The following is an 18124-nucleotide window of genomic DNA, read 5'->3' on the forward strand; positions in this document are numbered from 1 at the left end:
CCTACAGACAAGGAGAGACTGTATGGCACCAAGCACGTTAAATGATGGATCAACAGGAGACGTAGTGATCAAGTCCGGGCCACCAGCTTCTGGCGGTGGTTCGGGTGGTTCAGGTGGAGGGCATGGTGGTGGAGGAGGTAATCGCGTCGGTGCTTCGGGCAATTTCGGTGGCCCTAGTGCAAAGACCATAGCCCTCAGGAAACAGGCCAATCGGGAGCGTAAGGAAAAAGAGGAAAGGGACAAGGCGCAAGCCGCGGCAAAAGCTCGGCAAGATTTGGAGATGGCCCGTATCCAGACGCGGCAGCAATTGCTCGCCGGGTTGGCGCAGCGTCAAGGTGCCTTTAAGACTGAGTGCGACCGAAACTTCGCAGTCAGGGCCGAACAGCTCACGCAATTACTTGCAGATGAAGTTTTGGCGGTACGCAAAGCACCAGATGTTGGCACTTCGAGCGAGCCCTGGCAGCTTTATTCCATCAATAAAACCAAAAGCGAAATCGACGGACTGAGAGTCCGAAAGACTGCACAACTCAATGAAAGAATCGGGGTTGCACACTCATTCGATGGACATGATGCGCTCTTGCGAACAGCGACCGATTACATGGCTCGTCTGGAGCAGTTCGGCGATGCGCTTGCAAGCGGTCACCAGATTTGGGAAAGCGCTTATAGCGCAGCCCACGAAGCCAGACTGTTGTCGGCACAGATCAATGTTCTAAACGATAAATACAGTGCGCTGACCAGTGAACACGCCGAGTGGGTTGTAAGGCTTGCTGAGTGGGAAAGGCAGCGCCAGTACGCTGAGCAACGCGATGCGCGTGTTCGTTTCAAGCGGCAGGCCGATGCAGATACGCGCATAGAGCGAGTGAAGCACGCCAATACCTGTCGTTTTCCGGTCAGGCAGTCGATGACCGGTATGTCAGCGCTTGCCGTCGCCGGCAGGACGTGGGTTGCCGGCGCGGGGGATGCACTGGCAATCGCTGTATCCCGATCGGTGGTTTTGTTAGCCGAAGTAGCGGGTACGCTCACTGTGGGTCAATCGGCGATATTCGTCGCAGGAATGGCCTATCCCTCCGAACTGGGTAACGGAGAGTTAACCCCCGAGCAGCGAAGTCGCTTGTCCCATGCTGTTGCCGTTCCGGCGCACGCGCTCGAGCTTCATGACAGTGTGGAGTTGCAAACAATCGCCGACGCAGGCGGTTCGGCGCAATCGGAGTATCGGCTCAAGCCATTAGCCATAGATGAGGGCACTGCAATCATTGCCGCCAGGACCGGAGGCGATATTGATTCCTGGGTACCCGTGGTAAATGCATCGCTGGACCCGTTAACCGGTGCATACATCGCTGAAATTCCCGGCTCCCCAACCAGATATGTGGAGTTCATGGCAGGCACTGCGCCTCAAGCGCAGGTCTTCAGCCAGACTCCCTTGGCCGTTACCCAACCACAGATTCAAGAGATACCGGACGGTGTGGATTGGCGCATTCAGGACTGCATCGTCTGCGTGCCTGGTCTTGAGCCGATCTATCTGTCTTTCGGCGTTCCGCCCATGGGGGCGGGAGTCGTCACCGGCTCCGGTCAGCAGGCCACGCAAGACTGGTGGAGCACTGCAGTTCAGCCTGTGGGTGCTGCCGTCCCGGCGCAAATCGGGGAGCAGTTCCGGGGGCGGGAGTTCAATTCGTTCGGAGCCTTCGACGAAGCACTCTGGCAAACGCTTGGAGAGCATCGCCAGCTTGTATCGTCGTTCGATGAGCTGAACAAAAAACGCATCGAACGAGGTTTCGCTCCCTATGCGCCGAAAAGCACGTGGGTCGGTGAAAACCGGGAGTTCGAACTGCGATATCAGGAACGGTCGCAATTCTGGTCCGACCCCTTCGACCTCGACCAAATCAGTATCAAGGTGCCGAACAGTGCCGAGGGTTGGATCGGGGTCGTACCCGCGGTTGTACCGTGGCCGGTTCCGCCTGCCAGCACATGGACGCCCTTGGTGCCGCCGGGCAGTGAACAGCTTGGTTCGACGACATCGCCGATCACACCGACCGATCCGTTGATTTATCCCGGCAGCCCGGCCATCCCCGTCCTACCACCAAACGAGACGTTTCCGGCTATTGATGAAGGGCAGATTGGTGCGAGTATTCCCGGGTATCCGGGGGATATGGAACTGCCTTCGCCGGATGCACTGTTTCGTGATCGACGAGATGATCCGGGTGTTGCGACCGGGATTGGGCAGGTGGTTTCAGGGGTATGGTTAGGTGAGGCTGCGCGAGTGGGCGGGGCGCCGATTCCTTCGCACATTGCAGATCAATTAAGAGGGAAGGAATTTGCCAATTTCCATCGATTCAGGGAGGCGTTTTGGAAGGCGGTGGCGGCGGATAAAAGTTTGCGACAGCAATTCTCTGGAAGCAACCTGCGCAGAATGCGCGAGGGCATGTCTCCGTACTCTGGGGTTTTAGACCAAGTTGGCGGGCGTAAAGCATTTGAGCTTCACCACGATGTTGAGGTTGCGGCAGGGGGCGATGTGTATGGAATTGACAATATTTCAATCATGACGCCCAGTCGTCACATACAGCTACATAAGGAGAGAAGAAGTCATGATTTTTAAAGCGAAGTTAGAGGATTATACCGAGGCCGAGTTTCTAGACTTTCTGAGGAGGTTTGATGATTATCCAGAAGGATTAAGTGGTAGAGATCTAGAGGTATATCTTGATCGACTGCTTGCGCACTTTGAATTGATCACTGAACACCCAGGCCGTTCAGACGTCATCTTCTATCCAAAGGAGGGCCAGGAGGACAGTCCGGAAGGTATCCTGAAGGAAGTCAAAGAATGGCGCGCCGCCAATAACAAGCCCGGCTTCAAGCCAGAATAACTAACTCTTTCCAATAACCGATGGTGTTTGCTTGTAATCGAGCAGGTGCCATCGTCTTCGGCAACTCGCTTAAGAAAAGCAAGGAATTACCAAGGATGGAACTTAAAGCATCACTCAAGGAATACACCGCATCGGAGTTTCAGACACTGGTCGACAAAATATGGGCCGTTGATCTACCCAAGCAAGAGCATGACCGGCTGATCAATCATTTCGACCGGATAGCTGGGCATCCAAAAGGCGCTGACTTGCTCTTCTATCCGGACGACCGGTTTGAATGGAATGACGCTTATCTGGTTGTCCATCACGTGCAGACCTGGCATCAGAAACAGGGTGTCGCAGCGTTCAAACCCGAAGCTGTTCCACCCGCGCCGCGCCCTTCGGTACCGACGAGTCCCGTTGCCCGAAACCTTGCGCAGGTGCAGGCAATAGCCGCAGATGTGTCCGCATCGGAGCAAGCGATTCAAGCGGCATTTGACATTTATGCGCAGGCTATTCAGCAATCGCAGATCGTCCCTCTGCCAATCCCTGCGCAGGAATCCAGCATCAGCGTTTTGGAACAGGCTCAACATGCAGCATTAATGGCCGTGAACAGGTTTGAGTTTCATAAGATGCGAATAGAGTTCGCCAGAGCCAGTGCGCAAAGTAACCTGTCTTTTGCACGGTCGGAGCAAGCGCAATGGCAAAGTATTGCTCACCAGATAAACGAAACCTCGGACCGTTACACTGCAAGCCTTGTAGCCATCAACCAGCGCCATCGTGTGTTGCATGACGAAGCCGAAGTACTGCTGAAGAGTCTGCAGGAGCAATTGATCCGTGCACGCACGCTGGAGGGGGCAGGTCCTGCTCAAGCTGCACACATCGTCACAGCGTCAACGGACTTTCTTGCCAGACGCTGTGACGTCTTGCTGGAGAATGGGTCGGCGCCGTTGTTTGCATCGCAACAAGTTGACCTGAAAAACGCCATTCACTCGGCTGTTGCGGAATTCACCTGGAGGAACAATTCCGGCGAGTCAGCAGGCGGACGTGAACGTGCTGCTGTGCTGCAATTCGAGTTTTCCAGTCGTGCAGACACCCAGGTTTATGGCGTAAGCGTTCCATTGATCGAACTTGTTCCGCTCGAAGGACGGGATTGGCACACCCTCGCGGCAACCAGGGCTGAGATCGAAGTGCCTTTCAGGTTGTATAGCGCAGTGGTTCCTGCCAAACCCGGCACAATGTTCAAAGGGTTGCGTGAAGTCCAGACGCTGTCGCAGGTCTACCTCACCTCGACGCCAAAGAGCCCTGTGGCAGATAGGGTCCGGGTCAGGGCTGCGCGGCGTGGACTGCAACCGCATTCGTTTGTTTTAACGGTCGATGACGCCGGGCCTCTCACTATTCAATGGACTGCTCCGGGTCTACAGGATGCGAGTATTTCTCCAGCGGTAGTCGAACCTCGTCGGCTGGGTTTTGTTTATTCGTCACCACTGCCGATACTTGAGTCGATTACGCCGGAAGCTGAAGGCCCATCGTTCGACGATTACATCGTTGTGTTCCCGGCAGACTCCGGTATTGACCCGCTATACGTCATGTTCAGAAGTCGCCATGAGTATCCGGTTTGAAGCTTGAGCTCCAAGTGCTTGATGAGGCTTGGGTAAAGGCAACTGTCCAGCACCCGATTGACAGCCAGCTCTCCCAGCATGATTGATTGCTGAATTCCCAGCAGGGTGTTGCTCTACGAACCCTGCAAATACCGATCGGTATGGCGTTCCGAGGGGTAGCCGGGTGGCGATGTTTTTTGTGGCGAGGGAGCTTGCTCAATCGCCACAGTTGTCTTTGAGTGGTCAGTCAAGGCTTCTTCCCTTGCCGAACGCCCGCTCTTCCTGCTCGCGCAACTCCGGTGTCAGTTCCTCGCCGAAATCCTCCATTTCAAAGACCTGACGGATTTCGATCTCGGCTTCGGTGCCTGGCATCGGGTTGGGGCAACGCTTGACCCATTCGATGGCTTCGTCTTTCGACTTCACTTGCCATAGCCAGAAACCGGCGATCAGTTCTTTGGTTTCGGCGAAGGGGCCGTCGATGACCGTGCGCTTGTCGCCGGAGAAGCGCACGCGGGTGCCTTTGCTGCTGGGGTGCAGGCCTTCGCCGGCGAGCAGGATGCCGGCTTTGGCCAGTTCTTCGTTGTAATTGCCCATGGCGGTCAGCAGTTCCTGGCTGGGCATGATACCGGCTTCGGAGTCTTTGCTTGCTTTAATGATGATCATGAAGCGCATGGTGGTCTCTCCGCTGGATTTGAATAATTCAGTTCTAGTCGAATGACGCTCGCCTGGATCGACAGCAATGGCAAAAATTTTTAGACCAGCTGTAGTACATTTCTTATCGTGGTGACTGATAAGTCGAAATCGCGAGCAGGCTCGCTCCTACAGGGGTTGGCGCTGTCTGGAAGATTTGTTTCCGGGGTAGGTCGACGGACAATTTCGTGGTTAACTTCGGCCTCGTCAAAATTTTCCACCACAACGTTCAGAAGGACTCCGTTCATGGCTCAAGTCACTCTTAAAGGCAATCCGGTTCAAGTCAACGGTCAACTGCCTCAAGCCGGTTCCAAGGCGCCAGCCTTTTCCCTGGTTGCCGGCAATCTGTCCGACGTCACCCTGAAAGACTTTGCCGGCAAGCGCAAAGTGCTGAACATCTTCCCAAGCGTTGACACCCCGACCTGCGCCACCTCCGTGCGCAAGTTCAACGCCCAGGCCAACGACATCAGCAACACCGTGGTGTTGTGCATCTCCGCTGACCTTCCGTTCGCCCAGGCGCGTTTCTGCGGTGCCGAAGGCCTGGAAAACGTACAAAACCTGTCGACCCTGCGCGGTGCCGAGTTCATCGAAAACTACGGCGTAGCCATTGCCGATGGCCCGCTGAAAGGCCTGACCGCCCGTGCCGTCGTGGTTCTGGACGAAAACGACAACGTGCTGCACAGCGAGCTGGTCAAGGAAATTGCTGAAGAACCGAACTACGAAGCCGCGCTCGCCGTTCTGAAGTAAGTAAAGCATTACAATTGTTAACGGCCTGGCCCTCCCCAGGCCGTTTTCATTTGTGTTTCAGTGTCTTGGATAAATCTCCTGTTACGTAAGCCGAAGGTAAATTGCCGGTAAAGGCGCTTTGCTTAAGACCCGCCAGTGCTTATCGTTCAGCCTCATGTAAAACAAGCCCACGCGCCCAATGGTTGATCACTCAATGCAATCCTCTGCTCCCCGTAGTCCTCGTCGCTGGCTGTTCGGCCTGCTAGTCCTGCTGGTCATCGCTGGCCTGTGCTGGAAATTCTGGCCCGGCAGTGCTGCGCCCAAAGAGGGTGCGGGGCAGAAAGCCGTGGCCGGGCACACGGGACGATCGGGCGGCATGCGTCCGGGTTTCGGTGGCGCTTCCGGGCCGGTTCCGGTGCGTGTGGCGCCGGCAGTCACCGGTGACTTCCCGCTGTATTACAAGGCGCTGGGCACGGTCACCGCGCTCAATACCATCAATGTGCGCAGCCGCGTGGGCGGTGAACTGGTCAAGATCCATTTCGAGGAAGGGCAGATGGTCAAGGCGGGCGATCTGCTGGCCGAGATTGACCCACGCCCCTACCAGAACGCCTTGCTCCAGGCCGAAGGCACGTTGCTGCAGAACCAGGCGCAACTGAGGAACGCCCAGGTCGACGTCGAGCGTTATCGCGGCCTGTACCGCGAAGACAGCATCGCCAAGCAGACCCTGGACACCGCCGAAGCGCTGGTCGGTCAGTACCAGGGCACGGTGAAGACCAATCAGGCGGCGGTCAACGATGCCAAGCTCAATCTCGAATTCACCCGCATCCGCGCGCCCATCGCCGGACGCGTCGGCCTGCGTCAACTCGACGTCGGTAACCTGGTGGCCGCCAACGACACCACCGCGCTGGCGATCATTACCCAGACGCAACCGATCAGCGTGGCCTTCACTTTGCCGGAAAACAGCCTCGACGTGGTGCTGGCCCGTTATCGCAGCGGCGCCAGGCTGCCCGCCGAAGCGTGGGATCGCGGCGATACCAAACTGCAAGCCACCGGCGTGCTGCAGAGCCTGGACAACCAGATTGATGTCACCACCGGCACCCTGAAGTTCAAGGCCCGTTACGACAATCGCGACCAGGCACTGTTTCCCAACCAGTTCGTCAATGTGCGCCTGTTGGCCGACACCCTCAAAGGCGTAGTCCTCGCACCGTCCGCGGCGATTCAGTTCGGCACCAACGGCACGTTCGTCTATGCCCTGGACGGCGACAAGAAGGTCAAGATCCGCCAGTTGAAAATCGGTGCCAGCGACGGTGATAACACCGTGGTCACAGAAGGCCTGGCCGCCGGTGATCGTGTCGTGCTGGAAGGCACTGACCGTTTGAAGGATGGCAGCGACGTGGAAGTGGTCAACGATCCGCAGCAAGTGCCGACCAACCCGGCTGGCCATCTACAGGGCAAATCCGCGGCCAGCCCTGAACCGGCACCCGCCGACAAGGCGAAAAAGGGCGGCGCATGAATCTCTCGCGGCTGTTCATCCTTCGTCCGGTAGCGACGACCTTGAGCATGCTGGCCATTATCCTGGCCGGCGTGATCGCTTATCGGTTGCTGCCCGTGTCGGCCTTGCCTCAGGTCGATTACCCGACCATTCGCGTCATGACGCTGTATCCCGGCGCCAGCCCGGATGTCATGACCAGCGCCGTGACCGCACCGCTTGAACGACAATTCGGGCAAATGCCCGGGCTGACGCAAATGGCTTCCACCAGTTCCGGCGGTGCGTCGGTGCTGACCCTGCGTTTCAGCCTCGATATCAACATGGACGTGGCCGAGCAGCAGGTGCAGGCGGCAATCAATGCGGCCACCAATCTGCTGCCCACGGACCTGCCGGCACCGCCGGTGTACAACAAAGTCAACCCGGCCGACACGCCGGTGCTGACCCTGGCCATTACTTCCAAGACCATGCTGCTGCCCAAGCTCAATGACCTGGTCGACACCCGCATGGCGCAAAAGATTGCCCAGATCAGCGGCGTCGGCATGGTCAGCATTGCCGGTGGCCAGCGCCAGGCAGTGCGGATCAAGGTCAATCCCGAGGCACTGGCGGCCAACGGTCTGAACCTGTCGGACGTGCGCACATTGATCGGCGCCTCCAACGTCAACCAGCCCAAGGGTAACTTCGACGGCCCGACCCGGGTGTCGATGCTCGATGCCAACGATCAGCTGACCTCGCCCAAGGATTACGCCAATCTCATCCTGGCCTACGCCAACGGTGCGCCGCTGCGCCTCAAGGATGTGGCAGAAATCGTCGACGGCGCGGAAAACGAGCGTCTGGCCGCGTGGGCCAACGAAAACCAGGCCGTGCTGTTGAACATCCAGCGTCAGCCCGGTGCCAACGTCATCGAAGTGGTCGACCGGATCAAGGCCTTGCTGCCGAGCATCACCGACAACCTCCCGGCCGGCCTCGATGTGGTGGTACTGACAGACCGCACCCAGACCATTCGTGCCTCGGTCAAGGACGTGCAACACGAGCTGCTGATCGCCATTGCGCTGGTGGTCATGGTCACGTTCCTGTTCCTGCGTCGGGCCAGCGCGACGATCATTCCGTCGGTGGCCGTGCCGCTGTCGCTGATCGGCACTTTCGGGGTGATGTATCTGGCGGGGTTCTCGGTCAATAACCTGACCCTGATGGCCCTGACCATCGCCACCGGTTTTGTGGTGGATGATGCGATCGTCATGCTGGAGAACATTTCCCGGTTTATCGAAGAGGGCGACAGCCCGCTGAATGCGGCGCTCAAGGGCGCCAAACAGATCGGCTTCACCCTGATTTCCCTGACCCTGTCGCTGATCGCCGTACTGATTCCGCTGTTGTTCATGGCCGATGTAGTGGGGCGTTTGTTCCGCGAGTTCGCCATTACCCTGGCGGTGGCGATCCTGATTTCGCTGGTGGTGTCCCTGACCCTGACGCCGATGATGTGCGCGCGTCTGCTCAAGCGCGAGCCCAAGGAAGAGGAGCAGGGCCGTTTCTACCGGGCCAGCGGCGCCGTGATCGACTGGATGATCGCGGCGTACGGGCGCAAGTTGCAGTGGGTGCTCAAGCACCAGCCGCTGACCCTGATGGTGGCCATCGGCACATTGGCGCTGACGGTGTTTCTGTACATGGTGGTGCCCAAGGGCTTTTTCCCGGTGCAGGACACCGGGGTGATCCAGGGCATTTCCGAGGCGCCGCAGTCCATTTCCTTTGCGGCAATGAGTGAGCGTCAGCAAGAACTGGCCAAGGTCATCCTCGCCGATCCGGCGGTCGAGAGCCTGTCGTCCTACATTGGTGTCGATGGCGACAACTCGACACTCAACAGTGGCCGCTTGCTGATCAACCTCAAGGCCCATGGCGACCGCGACCTGAGCGCGACCGAAGTGATCGCGCGGTTGCAGCCTGAACTCGACAAACTGGTCGGTATCCGTCTGTTCATGCAGCCGGTGCAAGACCTGACCATCGAGGACCGGGTCAGCCGCACGCAGTACCAGTTCAGCATGTCGTCTCCGGACTCCGAATTGCTCAGCCTGTGGAGCGGGCGTCTGGTCGAGGCTTTGGCACAACAGCCAGAGCTGACCGACGTCGCCAGCGATTTGCAGGACAAGGGCTTGCAGGTCTATCTGGTGATCGATCGTGATGCGGCGTCGCGGCTCGGGGTGTCGGTGTCGAACATCACCGACGCGCTGTATGACGCCTTTGGTCAGCGACAGATTTCCACGATCTACACCCAGGCCAGCCAGTATCGCGTGGTGCTGCAATCGCAATCCGGCGAGAAAATCGGCCCGCAGGCGCTGGACCAGATCCACGTCAAGACCACCGATGGCGGGCAGGTGCGCTTGTCCAGCCTGGCGCGTATCGAAGAGCGGCAGGCGCAACTGGCGATTACCCACATCGGTCAGTTCCCCGCGGTGATGATGTCGTTCAACCTCGCGCCCGGCGTGGCGTTGGGGCATGCGGTCGAGATCATCGAGCAGGTGCAAAAGGACATCGGCATGCCCATTGGTGTGCAGACCCAGTTCCAGGGCGCGGCCGAGGCGTTCCAGGCTTCGTTGTCGAGCACGCTGCTGCTGATTCTGGCGGCGGTGGTAACCATGTACATCGTGCTGGGCGTGCTCTACGAGAGCTACATCCACCCGATCACCATTCTCTCGACCTTGCCCTCGGCGGCGGTCGGCGCCTTGCTGGCGCTGATCCTGAGTGGAAACGACCTGGGGATGATCGCGATCATCGGCATCATCCTGTTGATTGGTATCGTGAAGAAGAACGCGATCATGATGATCGACTTCGCCCTCGACGCTGAGCGCAATCAGGGCATGGACCCGGAAACGGCGATTTATCAGGCGGCGCTCCTGCGTTTCCGGCCGATCCTGATGACGACGCTTGCAGCGCTGTTCGGTGCCGTGCCGTTGATGCTGGCCACCGGTTCCGGCGCGGAACTGCGCCAGCCGCTGGGTCTGGTGATGGTGGGCGGGCTGTTGCTGAGCCAGGTGCTGACGCTGTTCACCACCCCGGTGATCTACCTGTATTTCGACCGTCTCGGTCGGCGCTGGGGCCGCAAGCCTGAGCCGGTGGAAGCGGCAGAGCAGCCATGAACCTCTCCGGTCCTTTCATCAAGCGCCCGGTAGCAACCATGTTGCTCAGCCTGGCGATCATGCTGCTGGGCGGTGTGAGCTTTGGCTTGCTGCCGGTATCGCCGTTGCCGCAAATGGACTTCCCGGTGATCGTGGTGCAGGCCAGCCTGCCCGGTGCCAGCCCGGAGGTCATGGCGTCGACCGTGGCCACGCCGCTGGAGCGTTCCTTCGGCGCCATCGCCGGGGTCAACACCATGAGCAGTCGCTCCAGCCAGGGCTCGACGCGGGTGATCCTGCAATTTGACCTGGACCGCGACATCAATGGCGCGGCGCGGGAGGTGCAAGCGGCGATCAACGCTTCGCGTAACCTGTTGCCCAGCGGCATGCGCAGCATGCCGACGTACAAGAAGGTCAACCCGTCCCAGGCGCCGATCATGGTGCTGTCGCTGACCTCGGACGTACTTGAAAAGGGCCAGTTGTATGACCTGGCTTCGACCATCCTGTCCCAGAGCCTGTCCCAGGTGCAGGGCGTCGGCGAAGTGCAGATCGGCGGCAGCTCCCTGCCGGCAGTGCGGATCGAACTCGAACCCCAGGCGCTGAACCAGTACGGCGTGGCCCTGGACGATGTGCGCAAAACCATCGCCAATGCCAACGTGCGCCGGCCCAAGGGCTCGGTGGAGGATGGCCAGCGCCTCTGGCAGGTGCAGGCCAACGACCAGTTGGAGAAAGCCAAGGATTACGAATCGCTGATCATCCACTACGCGGACGGCGCGGCCCTGCGCCTGAAGGACGTGGCCAAGGTCAGTGACGGTGTCGAGGACCGCTACAACAGCGGGTTCTTCAACAATGACGCGGCGGTGCTGCTGGTGATCAACCGTCAGGCCGGTGCCAACATCATCGAGACGGTCAACGAGATCAAGGCCCAGTTGCCGGCGCTGCAGGCCGTGCTGCCGGCCAGCGTCAAACTGAACCTGGCCATGGACCGTTCGCCGGTGATCAAGGCCACCTTGCACGAAGCGGAAATGACCCTGCTGATCGCCGTGGCCCTGGTGATTATGGTGGTGTTCCTGTTCCTCGGTAACTTCCGCGCCTCGCTGATTCCGACGCTGGCGGTGCCGGTGTCGCTGGTCGGCACCTTTGCCGTGATGTACCTGTACGGGTTTTCCCTGAACAACCTGTCGCTGATGGCCTTGATTCTGGCCACCGGTCTGGTGGTGGACGACGCCATCGTGGTGCTGGAAAACATCTCCCGGCACATCGACGCGGGCATGCGCCCCATGAAAGCGGCGTATCTTGGCGCGCAGGAAGTCGGCTTTACCTTGCTGTCGATGAACGTGTCGCTGGTGGCGGTGTTCCTGTCGATCCTGTTCATGGGCGGGATCATCGAAAGCCTGTTCCGCGAGTTTTCCATCACGTTGGCGGCGTCCATCGTGGTGTCGCTGATCGTTTCCCTGACCTTGACCCCGATGCTCTGCGCGCGCTGGTTGAAGCCGCATACGCCGGGCCGGGAAAACCGCCTGCAACGCTGGAGCCAGCGGGCGAACGAGTGGATGGTCGGTAAATACGCGACGAGTCTTGATTGGGTGCTGCGCCACAAGCGCCTGACGTTGCTCAGTCTATTTGTGACAATCGGTGTGAACATTGCGCTGTATGTTGTTGTTCCTAAAACGTTTCTTCCGCAGCAGGATACCGGCCAACTGATCGGTTTCGTGCGCGGTGACGACGGCCTGTCGTTCAGTGTGATGCAGCCGAAAATGGAGATTTTTCGCCGCGCCGTGCTCAAGGACGAAGCCGTTGAAAGCGTGGCCGGTTTCATCGGCGGCACCAACGGCACCAACAACGCCTTCATGCTGGTGCGCCTCAAGCCGATCAAGGACCGCAGTATTTCCGCGCAAAAGGTCATCGAACGCCTGCGCAAGGAAATGCCCAAGGTCGCCGGCGCGCAACTGATGCTGATGGCTGATCAGGACCTGCAGTTCGGTGGCGGCCGCGAGCAAACGACGTCGCAGTTTTCCTACATTCTGCAAAGTGGCGACCTCGGCTCGCTGCGCGAGTGGTATCCGAAAGTCGTGACCGCGCTCAAGGCGTTGCCGGAACTGACCGCCATTGACGCCCGCGAAGGCCGGGGTGCGCAGCAAGTGACGTTGATCGTTGACCGCGACCAGGCCAAGCGCCTGGGTGTGGACATGGACATGGTCACGGCGGTGCTGAACAACGCCTACAGCCAGCGGCAGATTTCGACCATCTACGACAGCCTCAACCAGTATCAGGTGGTGATGGAGGTCAATCCGAAATACGCCCAGGACCCGATCACCCTCAAGCAGGTTCAAGTGATTACCGCCGATGGCGCACGGATCCCGCTGTCGACCATCGCCCATTACGAAAACAGCCTGGAAGACGATCGGGTCAGCCACGAAGGCCAGTTCGCCTCGGAAAGCATCTCCTTCGACATGGCCGAAGGCGTGACCGTGGAGCAGGGCAGCGCTGCCATCGAGCGGGCAATTGCCTCGGTGGGCCTGCCGGAAGACGTCATCGCGAAAATGGCCGGTACCGCCGATGCCTTTGCCGCTACCCAGAAGAGCCAGCCGTGGATGATCCTGGGTGCGCTGGTGGCGGTGTATCTGGTACTGGGCGTGCTGTATGAAAGCTATATTCACCCGCTGACGATTCTGTCCACGTTGCCATCGGCGGGGGTCGGCGCGTTGTTGTCGATCTACGCGCTGGGGGGCGAGTTCAGCCTGATTTCGCTGTTGGGGCTGTTCCTGCTGATCGGCGTGGTGAAGAAAAACGCGATTCTGATGATCGACCTCGCGCTGCAACTGGAGCGTCATCAGGGCATGGCGCCATTGGAGTCGATTCGCAACGCCTGTTTGCAACGTTTGCGGCCGATCCTGATGACGACCCTGGCGGCGATCCTTGGAGCGTTGCCGTTGCTGCTGAGTCGCGCCGAAGGGGCGGAAATGCGCCAGCCGCTGGGCCTGACCATCATCGGCGGGCTGATCTTCAGCCAGGTGCTGACCCTTTACACCACCCCGGTGGTTTACCTCTATCTCGACAAACTGCGCCACCGCTTCAACCGCTGGCGCGGGGTGCGTACCGATGCTGCTTTGGAAACTCCGCTATGACTGACCGTTCGCTGTTCAACCTGGCTACACCGCTGATCACTGCCCGAGGCTCGCGGTTGCTGAGCCTGTCGCTGTGCGCAGTTCTGCTCAGCGCCTGCGCCATCGGCCCGGATTACCAGCGCCCGCAAACGGCGGAACCTGCGCAGTACAAGGAAGCGGCGGGTTGGCGTCAGGCCAGTCCAAGCGACTCCCTGGCCCGCGGTGCGTGGTGGGAGCTGTATGGCGATCAGCAACTCAATGGCCTGATCGAGAAGCTGAACAGCTCCAACCAGACCGTCGCCCAGTCCGAAGCCCAGTACCGTCAGGCCCAAGCGCTGGTGCGCAGTGCCCGGGGCGCGTTTTTCCCCACGGTGGACCTGACCCTGGGCAAAAACCGCTCCAGCCAGGGCACAGGCAGCAGCAGTTCCAGCCTGACCAGTTCGTCCAGCGGTATTCGTGACACCTACACGGCTCAGGCCGGAGTCAGTTGGGAAGCGGACGTCTGGGGCAAACTGCGCCGGGGTCTTGAAGCCGACACCGCGAATGCCCAGGCCAGCTTTGCCGATCTGGCGGCGATGCGCTTGAGCCAGCAGTCGGAACTGGTGCAGAACTACCTGCAATTGCGGGTGATCGACGAGCAAAAGCGGCTATTGGAGGCGACAGTCGAGGCGTATCAACGTTCGCTGAAAATGACCGAAAACCAATACCGTGCCGGTGTGTCCGGCAAGGACGCGGTGGCCCAGGCGCAGACGCAGCTCAAGGGTACCGAAGCGGACATGGTCGACTTGATCTGGCAGCGCGCCCAGTTCGAAAACGCCATTGCCGTGCTAATCGGCTTGCCGCCGGCGGAATTCAGCCTGGCAGAGAGCAAAAACATTCCGGTATTGCCCGAGGTGCCATTGAGCCTGCCTTCGCAATTGCTGGAGCGGCGACCGGATATTGCTTCGGCTGAGCGCTCCGTCATCGCCGCCAACGCCAACATCGGCGTGGCCAAGGCCGCGTACTACCCGGACCTGACCCTGAGTTTGAATGGCGGGTACAGCAGTAGCACATCCAAAGACCTGTTCAGCGTACCGAACCGATTCTGGTCGGTGGGGCCGCAACTGGCCATGACCTTGTTCGATGGCGGGCAACGCTCGGCCGAGGTGGACCGCAGTGAAGCGGCCTACGACGAAACCGTGGCCAAGTACCGCCAGACCGTGCTCGACGGCTTTCGCGAAGTGGAAAACTACCTGGTGCAGCTCAAGGTATTGCAGGACGAGGCCGTGGTGCGGCAACAGGCGCTGGATGCCGCGCGTGAGTCGCTGCGCTTGACCCAGAATCAGTACAAGGCCGGTGTCATCGCTTATCTCGATGTCGTGGTGGTTCAAGCGGCGGCATTGAGCAATGAGCGCAGCAACCTGGATTTGATGCAGAGCCGCTTGATCGCCAGCGTGCAGTTGATTGCTGCGCTGGGCGGTGGTTGGGACGGTCAGTTGTAGGGTCCGTACGGGGGCGAATTCACCGTTTTAGAGCGTCTTCGATAGATCAAACAAGCGTTTCATCGCCTTGATGGCGTTTTGCTCATTTTGTGAGTGCGTTCTCATTTGGAATCAGTACAATCGCCAGTTTTGCGCCCCCGAGAATGGAAGCGATACGGCGGTGATTCTGAGAACTTTCCATGCTCATCGGTAGTTATTCCCCCACGCTGGTCATCATTTCGTTGTGTGTGGCGATCCTCGCCTCTTACACCGCCCTCGACCTGACCGGTCGTATTGCCACGGCCAGGGGGCGTGCCGTGCATCTATGGACAGCGGGTGGCGCGTTTGCCATGGGCGTGGGCATCTGGTCGATGCACTTCATCGGCATGCTCGCCTTCAAGTTGCCCATCGATCTGGGCTACGACATTGCCATTACCTTGCTCTCGCTGCTGATCGGCATTCTTTCCAGCGGCTTCGCCCTGTGGCTGGTCAGTCAGCCGCAATTACCGCTGTGGCAACTGGGCTTCGGTGCGCTGGTCATGGGGGCCGGGATCAGTGCCATGCACTACACCGGCATGGCCGCCATGCGCATGCAGCCGGGAATCGACTACGACCCGACGCTGTTCAGTACCTCGCTGTTCATCGCGGTCGGTGCGTCCGGTGCGGCGTTGTGGATCGCCTTCAACTTGCGTCAGCACACGCCTTACGTGCGGCTGATTCGTGGCGGGGCGGCGGTGATCATGGGGATCGCCATCGTCGGCATGCATTACACCGGCATGGCGGCGGCGCAATTTGCCGATGGCAGCTTCTGTGGCGCGGCCACCAGTGGCCTGAACGGCAATGGTCTGGACAACCTCGTACTGATCACCACCCTGGCGGTGCTGAGCATCGCCTTGCTGACCTCGATCCTCGATGCACGCCTGGAAGCCCGCACCGCCGGCCTGGCGCAGTCCTTGACCGAGGCCAATCGCGAGCTGACCCAACTGGCTTTGCACGACACCCTGACCGGTCTGCCGAACCGGGTGCTGCTGGCCGACCGTATCGATCAGGCCATGTCGCGGGTGGACGGCGAGGGCGGTTGTTTTGCCCTGATGTTCATCGATCTGGACGGCTTCAAACCGGTCAACGATGCGTTCGGTCACCATATGGGCGACCAGTTGTTGCGTGAAGTCAGCCTGCGCTTGCGCGAAGACTTGCGCAGCCAGGACACGCTGGCGCGGATCGGTGGCGATGAGTTTGTGTTGCTGGTGCAGTTGAGTGAACCCAATGACGCGATGGGGTTGGCGGCACGTCAGGTCAGCCTGATCGCCCGGGCTTTCCGCGTCGCTGAACATGACTTGCAGATCTCCGCCAGCGTGGGCATCGCCCTGTATCCGGGCAATGGCCAGAGCGCCCATGAATTGCTGATGAATGCCGACGCGGCGATGTACCACGCCAAGGGTGCGGGCAAAAACGGTTACAGCTTTTTCGACGCATCGATGAACAGCAACGCGCGCAAGCAGCTGCAACTGTTGCAAGACCTGCGGAATGCCGTGGAACATCAAGAATTCAGTCTGCATTACCAACCCAAGTTCGATGCCCACAACGGCCGCCCCGTCGGTGCCGAAGCGCTGTTGCGCTGGGAGCACCCGACCCAGGGCATGTTGCTGCCGGACAAGTTCATCGAGCTCGCGGAGAAAACCGGGCTGATCATTCCCATCGGCGATTGGGTGCTCAACGAAGCCTGCCGCCAGATGCGCGAATGGTACGTGCTGGGTTACACCGACTGGCGTATCGCGGTGAACCTCTCCGCGTTGCAGTTCTGCCACGCCGGGCTGGTGCAAAGCGTGGCCAAGGCGCTGGCCACGCACCATTTGCCGGCCAACAGCCTGACCCTGGAAATCACCGAAACCACCGCCATGAGCGATGCCGACGCGAGCATGACGGTCTTGCAGGAACTGTCGGACATGGGTGTCGACTTGTCCATCGATGACTTTGGTACCGGCTATTCGAGCCTGATGTACCTCAAGCGGCTGCCGGCCAACGAGCTGAAGATCGACCGCGGGTTCGTGCGTGATCTGGAGCGCGACAGCGATGACGCGGCGATCGTCTCGGCGATTGTCGCCCTCGGTCAGGCGTTGGGCTTGCGCATCGTTGCCGAAGGCGTGGAAACCGGTGTGCAGCAAGACTTCCTCACCCAGCTCGGTTGTGATTCGCTGCAAGGCTATCTGCTCGGCCATCCGTTACCGGCAGAACGCTTCATGCTGGAAATCCACCGCGCCGAACAACTGGAAACCGCCTGACCGGTGGCACAGGTCCATGCAAAAACCGCTAAGGACAGTTATTCTTCCCCTCGACCGCTTACGCTTGAATTGGGGAAAGCTTGCATGGATAAAGTCATCGTCATCACCGGTGGCAGTCGCGGCATCGGTGCCGCCACCGCCCTGTTGGCCGCCGAACAAGGTTATCGGATCTGCATCAACTACCTGGCCGATGAGCAAGCCGCGCAAAGCGTGCTGGAGCAGGTTCGAGCTCTCGGCGCCCAAGCCATTGCCGTTCGCGCCGATGTCAGCATCGAAGACGAAGTGATCGCGTTGTTCAATCGAGTGGACGCCGAACTCGGCCGGGTCACGGCGCTGGTGAACAACGCCGGCACCGTGGGGCAAAAGTCTCGGGTCGACGAAATGTCCGAATTCCGCATTCTGAAAATCCTCAAGACCAACGTCCTGGCCCCGGTGCTGTGCGCCAAGCACGCGATCCTGCGCATGTCGCCCAAACACGGTGGCCAGGGCGGCAGCATCGTCAACGTGTCCTCGGTCGCTGCACGCCTGGGCGCGCCCACTGAATACGTCGACTACGCGGCTTCCAAAGGCGCGCTCGACACCTTCACCATCGGCTTGTCCAAGGAAGTGGCCGGCGAGGGGATTCGCGTCAACGCGGTACGGCCCGGCTACATCTACACCGATTTCCACGCCTTGAGCGGCGATCCGGACCGGGTCAGCAAGCTGGAATCGGCGATCCCGATGGCACGGGGCGGGCGGCCGGACGAAGTGGCCGAGGCCATTGTCTGGTTGCTGTCGGACAAGGCGTCGTATGCGACGGGGACTTTTGTTGATTTGGGTGGCGGGCGCTAGCGC

General features: G+C 59.7%; 11 protein-coding genes. 10 read left to right on the forward strand and 1 reads right to left on the reverse strand.

All coding sequences use genetic code 11. The features are described 5' to 3' along the window. Positions 1-22 precede the first annotated feature (22 nt). The 3 genes from KHO07_RS12655 to KHO07_RS12665 all read left to right on the forward strand — a co-directional run bounded on the left by KHO07_RS12655 (position 23) and on the right by KHO07_RS12665 (position 4456). The gene (locus KHO07_RS12655; RefSeq protein WP_212627382.1) at positions 23-2593 is read left to right on the forward strand and encodes an S-type pyocin domain-containing protein; all 2571 of its coding nucleotides are present in this window, start codon (positions 23-25) and stop codon (positions 2591-2593) included. Next, positions 2583-2858: a bacteriocin immunity protein gene (locus KHO07_RS12660; RefSeq protein ID WP_150700588.1), complete on the forward strand. Its 276-nt coding sequence runs from the start codon at positions 2583-2585 to the stop codon at positions 2856-2858. Before KHO07_RS12655 ends, KHO07_RS12660 begins: the two co-directional genes overlap by 11 nt. 95 nt (positions 2859-2953) lie before the next feature. Next, positions 2954-4456 (forward strand): S-type pyocin domain-containing protein, encoded by a 1503-nt coding sequence (locus tag KHO07_RS12665; protein ID WP_212627383.1) that lies wholly within the window; start codon positions 2954-2956, stop codon positions 4454-4456. Between the two features lie 222 nt (positions 4457-4678). Here the strand turns inward: KHO07_RS12665 and KHO07_RS12670 are convergent, their stop codons facing one another. Further along, positions 4679-5107, reverse strand: coding sequence for a YciI family protein (locus tag KHO07_RS12670; protein ID WP_212627384.1), 429 nt, complete (start codon positions 5105-5107; stop codon positions 4679-4681). Positions 5108-5371: 264 nt separating this feature from the next. Here KHO07_RS12670 and tpx point away from each other — a divergent pair, with 264 nt between their 5' ends. The 7 genes from tpx (at position 5372) to KHO07_RS12705 (ending at position 18121) form a co-directional block, all read left to right on the forward strand. Then, a complete protein-coding gene (gene tpx / locus KHO07_RS12675) occupies positions 5372-5872 on the forward strand; it encodes a thiol peroxidase (RefSeq protein ID WP_075945110.1) in 501 nt (166 codons plus the stop codon). Positions 5873-6050: 178 nt separating this feature from the next. Beyond that, positions 6051-7364, forward strand: coding sequence for an MdtA/MuxA family multidrug efflux RND transporter periplasmic adaptor subunit (locus KHO07_RS12680; protein WP_212627385.1), 1314 nt, complete (start codon positions 6051-6053; stop codon positions 7362-7364). Further along, positions 7361-10465, forward strand: coding sequence for an MdtB/MuxB family multidrug efflux RND transporter permease subunit (locus KHO07_RS12685; RefSeq protein ID WP_150734304.1), 3105 nt, complete (start codon positions 7361-7363; stop codon positions 10463-10465). Before KHO07_RS12680 ends, KHO07_RS12685 begins: the two co-directional genes overlap by 4 nt. Next, positions 10462-13569, forward strand: a complete 3108-nt coding sequence (locus KHO07_RS12690) for an efflux RND transporter permease subunit (RefSeq protein WP_212627386.1) — start codon at positions 10462-10464, stop codon at positions 13567-13569. The genes KHO07_RS12685 and KHO07_RS12690 overlap by 4 nt, the downstream gene beginning before the upstream one ends. Next, positions 13566-15029, forward strand: a complete 1464-nt coding sequence (locus KHO07_RS12695; protein ID WP_212627387.1) for an efflux transporter outer membrane subunit — start codon at positions 13566-13568, stop codon at positions 15027-15029. The genes KHO07_RS12690 and KHO07_RS12695 overlap by 4 nt, the downstream gene beginning before the upstream one ends. 179 nt (positions 15030-15208) lie before the next feature. Continuing rightward, positions 15209-17290 (forward strand): EAL domain-containing protein, encoded by a 2082-nt coding sequence (locus KHO07_RS12700; RefSeq protein ID WP_212627388.1) that lies wholly within the window; start codon positions 15209-15211, stop codon positions 17288-17290. Between the two features lie 84 nt (positions 17291-17374). Beyond that, a complete protein-coding gene (locus tag KHO07_RS12705) occupies positions 17375-18121 on the forward strand; it encodes an SDR family oxidoreductase (RefSeq protein ID WP_150734300.1) in 747 nt (248 codons plus the stop codon). The last annotated feature ends 3 nt before the right edge of the window (positions 18122-18124 follow it).

Source organism: Pseudomonas sp. PP3 (assembly GCF_905336995.1).
In the GTDB taxonomy this organism is placed as follows: Bacteria; Pseudomonadota; Gammaproteobacteria; order Pseudomonadales; family Pseudomonadaceae; genus Aquipseudomonas; species Aquipseudomonas reinekei.

Bases quoted from the DNA above. Each gene is read 5' to 3' on its own strand.
- KHO07_RS12655 (WP_212627382.1), top strand. From the start codon at position 23: ATGGCACCAAGCACGTTAAATGATGGATCAACAGGAGACGTAGTGATC.
- KHO07_RS12695 (WP_212627387.1), top strand. From the start codon at position 13,566: ATGACTGACCGTTCGCTGTTCAACCTGGCTACACCGCTGATCACTGCC.
- KHO07_RS12700 (WP_212627388.1), top strand. From the start codon at position 15,209: ATGCTCATCGGTAGTTATTCCCCCACGCTGGTCATCATTTCGTTGTGT.
- KHO07_RS12680 (WP_212627385.1), top strand. From the start codon at position 6,051: ATGGTTGATCACTCAATGCAATCCTCTGCTCCCCGTAGTCCTCGTCGC.
- tpx (WP_075945110.1), top strand. From the start codon at position 5,372: ATGGCTCAAGTCACTCTTAAAGGCAATCCGGTTCAAGTCAACGGTCAA.
- KHO07_RS12670 (WP_212627384.1), bottom strand. From the start codon at position 5,107: ATGCGCTTCATGATCATCATTAAAGCAAGCAAAGACTCCGAAGCCGGT.
- KHO07_RS12685 (WP_150734304.1), top strand. From the start codon at position 7,361: ATGAATCTCTCGCGGCTGTTCATCCTTCGTCCGGTAGCGACGACCTTG.
- KHO07_RS12660 (WP_150700588.1), top strand. From the start codon at position 2,583: ATGATTTTTAAAGCGAAGTTAGAGGATTATACCGAGGCCGAGTTTCTA.
- KHO07_RS12690 (WP_212627386.1), top strand. From the start codon at position 10,462: ATGAACCTCTCCGGTCCTTTCATCAAGCGCCCGGTAGCAACCATGTTG.
- KHO07_RS12705 (WP_150734300.1), top strand. From the start codon at position 17,375: ATGGATAAAGTCATCGTCATCACCGGTGGCAGTCGCGGCATCGGTGCC.
- KHO07_RS12665 (WP_212627383.1), top strand. From the start codon at position 2,954: ATGGAACTTAAAGCATCACTCAAGGAATACACCGCATCGGAGTTTCAG.